We start from the raw sequence: 3,709 nt of genomic DNA, 5'->3' as shown, positions 1-3,709 counted from the left end.
CGGGCACCTCCACCGGTACGTCCACGGGCACGTCGGCGGGCACCTCCACGGGTACGTCGGCGGGTACGTCCACCGGTACCTCGGCGGGCACGTCGACCGGTACCTCGGCCGGCACCTCCACCGGTACCTCGACAGGCACGTCGGCCGGAACCTCGGCCGGCACGTCCACCGGTACGTCGAACGGCAACTCCGGGAACACGTCCACCGGTAACACCGGCAACACGTCCCGCGGCAACTCGAACGGCAACTCGGGCAACGCCTCCAAGGGCAGCACGAGCGGCACGACGGGTACGTCCGGCGCCTCCAAGGGCTCCTCGGGCGGCGGCGACACGTGTGACGCCACCCACGCCTCGGGCGGTCTCGACCTGAACTGTGGCAGTGGTGGCAACACCCGCACGACCAGCGGCAGCGGTACCGACCAGCAGAACGCGCCGGTCCGCAACTTCGGTGGCGGCGAGAGCAACACGCCCGCCCCGTCGACGCAGAACAACGTCGCGAAGGACAAGGAACTGGCTTCGACCGGTTCCGGCGCCAACATGGCGTTCCTGATCGTCGGCGGCGCCGCGATGGCAGCCGGTGGTTTCACCTTCACCGTGCTGCCCGCGCGGCTGCGGCGTCGTACCCAGGCCGAAGCGGCCTGATTCGCAGACTTGTGCCCCGGCACGGCGGTTCCGGGGCACTGATCCACCGTCCGAACGTCCCGAGCCGGGCGCACCGCGAATATCGCGAGTGTGTCTGTGAAACGGTCGGTTCGGGGCCGAAGACGGTGGGCGGCACCGCGGAACGGCGTTCGACGTCGGGCTTCTGTCCGGCTGCGACGCCTGGTACGGGGCGCCCGCCCGGTTCGGTCCACGTCGGACAGCTGCCGACCACGACCGATCCCGGGTTCCGGAGTCCGCGGGACGCCGTCGAACAAAGCGAAGGCCCTGGGGGCACCCAGGGCCTTCGTGTCGTCTATGGGGCTGTGTGAGCTGTACTACAGGCGGTCACCACCGGCGATGCCCGCCACGCGGATGATTCCCCGGCGTCTTCGTTGATCACGCAGGCGCTTTGGTGATCACGCAGGTGCTTCGGTGATCGCGCCGGCTCTCCGCCGGCTCTTCGCGGCGGGACTCAGCCGCTCAGGCGAGCCAGTACGACCACGAACGCCACCACGAGCAGCGCCACTGCCAGGAGCATCGCCGGGTTGAGTCCACCGGAGCGCTGCATGCGTTGACGACTGGCCCGACACACCGGGCAACGACCCTCTGCGACGATGCCCGCACAGTTCGCGCACACCAGGCGGTCCACGGTCATCTCGACTCCTCCGCCTCGATTGTTCCGCTATCACGCATCGACAGACATAACGCTCACGACGTGGTGGGAAGTTCCCGTCGCCTTCCACTGTGCCGCTTACACTCCAGGAATGGCCATGCCCGACGACCCCTCCGTTCGAGCCTGGGCGCCCGGCTCCCGGCGGATGGGTCCCTTGGCCTGCTCTGTGCCCCCGCTGTAATGCCCTGCCCCCTACACTGGCGCACCGTGATGCAACCGTGATCCGATTCGACAACGTCAGCAAGACCTACCCGAAGCAGCCGCGCCCCGCGTTGCACGACGTCTCCCTCGAAGTGGAGAAGGGTGAGTTCGTCTTCCTCGTCGGGTCCTCGGGCTCGGGCAAGTCGACCTTCCTGCGGCTGGTCCTGAAAGAGGAACGGCCGTCCCTAGGCAACATCTTCGTGGCGGGCAAGGACCTCGGCCGACTGTCCAACTGGAAGGTGCCGGCGTTGCGGCGCCAGGTGGGCACCGTGTTCCAGGACTTCCGCCTGCTGCCGAACAAAACGGTCTACCAGAACGTCGCGTTCGCCCTGGAGGTCATCGGCAAGCCGCGCGGCACCATCCGCAAGGTGGTTCCCGAGGTCCTGGACCTGGTCGGCCTGGGCGGCAAGGAAGACCGGATGCCCGGCGAACTCTCCGGTGGCGAGCAGCAGCGTGTGGCCATCGCCCGCGCCTTCGTCAACCGGCCGATGATCCTGATCGCGGACGAGCCCACCGGCAACCTGGACCCGCAGAACAGTGTCGGCATCATGAAGCTGCTCGACCGGATCAACCGGACGGGCACCACCATCCTGATGGCCACGCACGACCAGGCCATCGTGGACCAGATGCGCAAGCGGGTCATCGAACTGGAGCAGGGCCGCCTCGTTCGCGACCAGTCGCGCGGCGTCTACGGCTACCAGCACTGATCCGCCGGACCACAACGGTACGGCCACGGGGCCGTGCCCTGAGCGACTAGGACATCATGCGCGCCCAGTTCGTCCTCTCGGAGATCGGAGTCGGCCTCCGCCGGAACCTGACCATGACGATCGCGGTGATCGTCAGTGTCGCGCTGTCCCTCACTCTGGCCGGAGCGGGTCTGCTGGTGCAGCGGCAGGTCGATGAGATGAAGGACTTCTGGTACGGGAAGGTCGAGATCTCGATCTTCATGTGCGGGAAGAGCGACCCCAAGCTGAAGGGGTGCACCGGCGGTGAGGCGACCAACACCCAGCGCGAAGAGATCAACGCCGAACTCTCCAAGATGCCCTTGGTCGAGAAGACGTACTACGAGACCAAGCAGCAGGCGTTCGACCACTTCAAGGAACAGAACAAGGAATCCCCGCTGTCCGGGACCGTGACCGCGGACCAGATGCCGGATTCCTACCGGGTCAAGCTCAAGGACCCGACCAAGTATCAGGTGGTCGCGAGCGCCTTCGACGGTCGACCGGGGGTCCAATCCGTCCAGGACCAGCGGAAGATCCTCCAACCGTTCTTCAAGCTGCTCGAAAAGGCTCAATGGGCCGCCATCGGCGTCATGTTCTTCATGCTGTTGGTGGCGATCCTGCTGATCGTGAACACCGCCCGGGTTTCCGCGTTCAGCCGCCGGCGGGAAACCGGCATCATGCGGCTCGTCGGCGCGTCGAATCTGTACATCCAACTGCCGTTCATCCTGGAATCCGCCATCGCGGGTCTGCTGGGCGGCCTGTTGTCGACGGGTCTGCTCAGTCTCGGCTTCCACTTCGGCATCCAGAAGGGCTTCGGCCAGTCGTTCAACGCGTTCGAGTTGATCGGTTGGGGACCGGTGTTGTGGCCTACGTTCCCGCTGCTGATCATCTTCGGCGTGTTGATGTCGGCGATCGCGTCCTTCTTCACGCTGTTGAAGTACCTCAAGATCTGACGCGGTCTCCTCGGGTCCGCACGCTCGGATTCCGCGCGGTCGGGTTCCATCGGTCGGGTCTCGCACGGTGGGATTCCACCCGGCCGGGTTCCACACGGCCCCGTTTCGCCTCGGCGAAGCGGGGCCGCCGTGCGTTCCGGGCGGCCGTCCTCTGCTTTCCTGCCGGTTTCCGCTCCGCCGGCCGCGTCGGGCGACGGCGTCAGGGCGCACGTCCGATCGGGTTCGTATTACTTCCATACCGGTGTTGATGATGGAAAATGATCACATTATTCCGTCTGATGTGATCATGCGTAGAAATCGGTCCGGGCGACTCGGCCTCCTCGCCCTTGTCGTGGTCACGGGTGCGGCGGCGGGGCTCGTGCCCGCGTATGCGGACGGGGACGACGACGTACGGGCGGACAAACAGCGGGCCGACGCCCGGGCCCGGGACATGCGAACCGACCTGGACGCCTCGCTCGCCCGGGTAGACGCCGCCGAGCGCGGGTTCGCCGAGGCGGAGGCGACGGCGCCCGCCGCGCG

4 protein-coding genes and 1 pseudogene are annotated in these 3,709 nt (G+C 66.8%); 3 read left to right on the top strand and 2 right to left on the bottom strand.

Features of this window, described 5'->3' with window-relative positions:
* Together GT354_RS03925 and GT354_RS03920 are read right to left on the bottom strand one after the other, a co-directional pair.
* Positions 1 to 538, bottom strand: a pseudogene (locus tag GT354_RS03925) (hypothetical protein); the annotation flags it as partial.
* 575 nt (positions 539 to 1,113) lie between these two features.
* Positions 1,114 to 1,296, bottom strand: a complete 183-nt coding sequence (locus GT354_RS03920; protein ID WP_161354755.1) for a hypothetical protein — start codon at positions 1,294 to 1,296, stop codon at positions 1,114 to 1,116.
* Between the two features lie 236 nt (positions 1,297 to 1,532).
* Between GT354_RS03920 and ftsE the strand changes: the two genes are divergently transcribed.
* The 3 genes from ftsE to GT354_RS03905 all read left to right on the top strand — a co-directional run.
* Positions 1,533 to 2,222, top strand: coding sequence for a cell division ATP-binding protein FtsE (gene ftsE, locus GT354_RS03915; RefSeq protein WP_020553326.1), 690 nt, complete (start codon positions 1,533 to 1,535; stop codon positions 2,220 to 2,222).
* A gap of 56 nt (positions 2,223 to 2,278) precedes the next feature.
* The gene (gene ftsX, locus GT354_RS03910) at positions 2,279 to 3,190 is read left to right on the top strand and encodes a permease-like cell division protein FtsX (RefSeq protein WP_161354754.1); all 912 of its coding nucleotides are present in this window, start codon (positions 2,279 to 2,281) and stop codon (positions 3,188 to 3,190) included.
* Between the two features lie 286 nt (positions 3,191 to 3,476).
* A partial coding sequence (locus GT354_RS03905) for a hypothetical protein (RefSeq protein WP_202511494.1) occupies positions 3,477 to 3,709 on the top strand: 233 nt, incomplete at its 3' end.

The sequence above is a fragment of the Streptomyces sp. SID3343 genome, from assembly GCF_009865215.1.
Classification (GTDB): domain Bacteria; phylum Actinomycetota; class Actinomycetes; order Streptomycetales; family Streptomycetaceae; genus Embleya.
Note: the sequence above shows the minus strand (reverse complement) of the source record. Positions and strands in the feature narration are given on the sequence as shown.

Coding starts and splice junctions, on each gene's coding strand:
- GT354_RS03920 (WP_161354755.1), bottom strand. CDS start 1,296: ATGACCGTGGACCGCCTGGTGTGCGCGAACTGTGCGGGCATCGTCGCA.
- ftsX (WP_161354754.1), top strand. CDS start 2,279: ATGCGCGCCCAGTTCGTCCTCTCGGAGATCGGAGTCGGCCTCCGCCGG.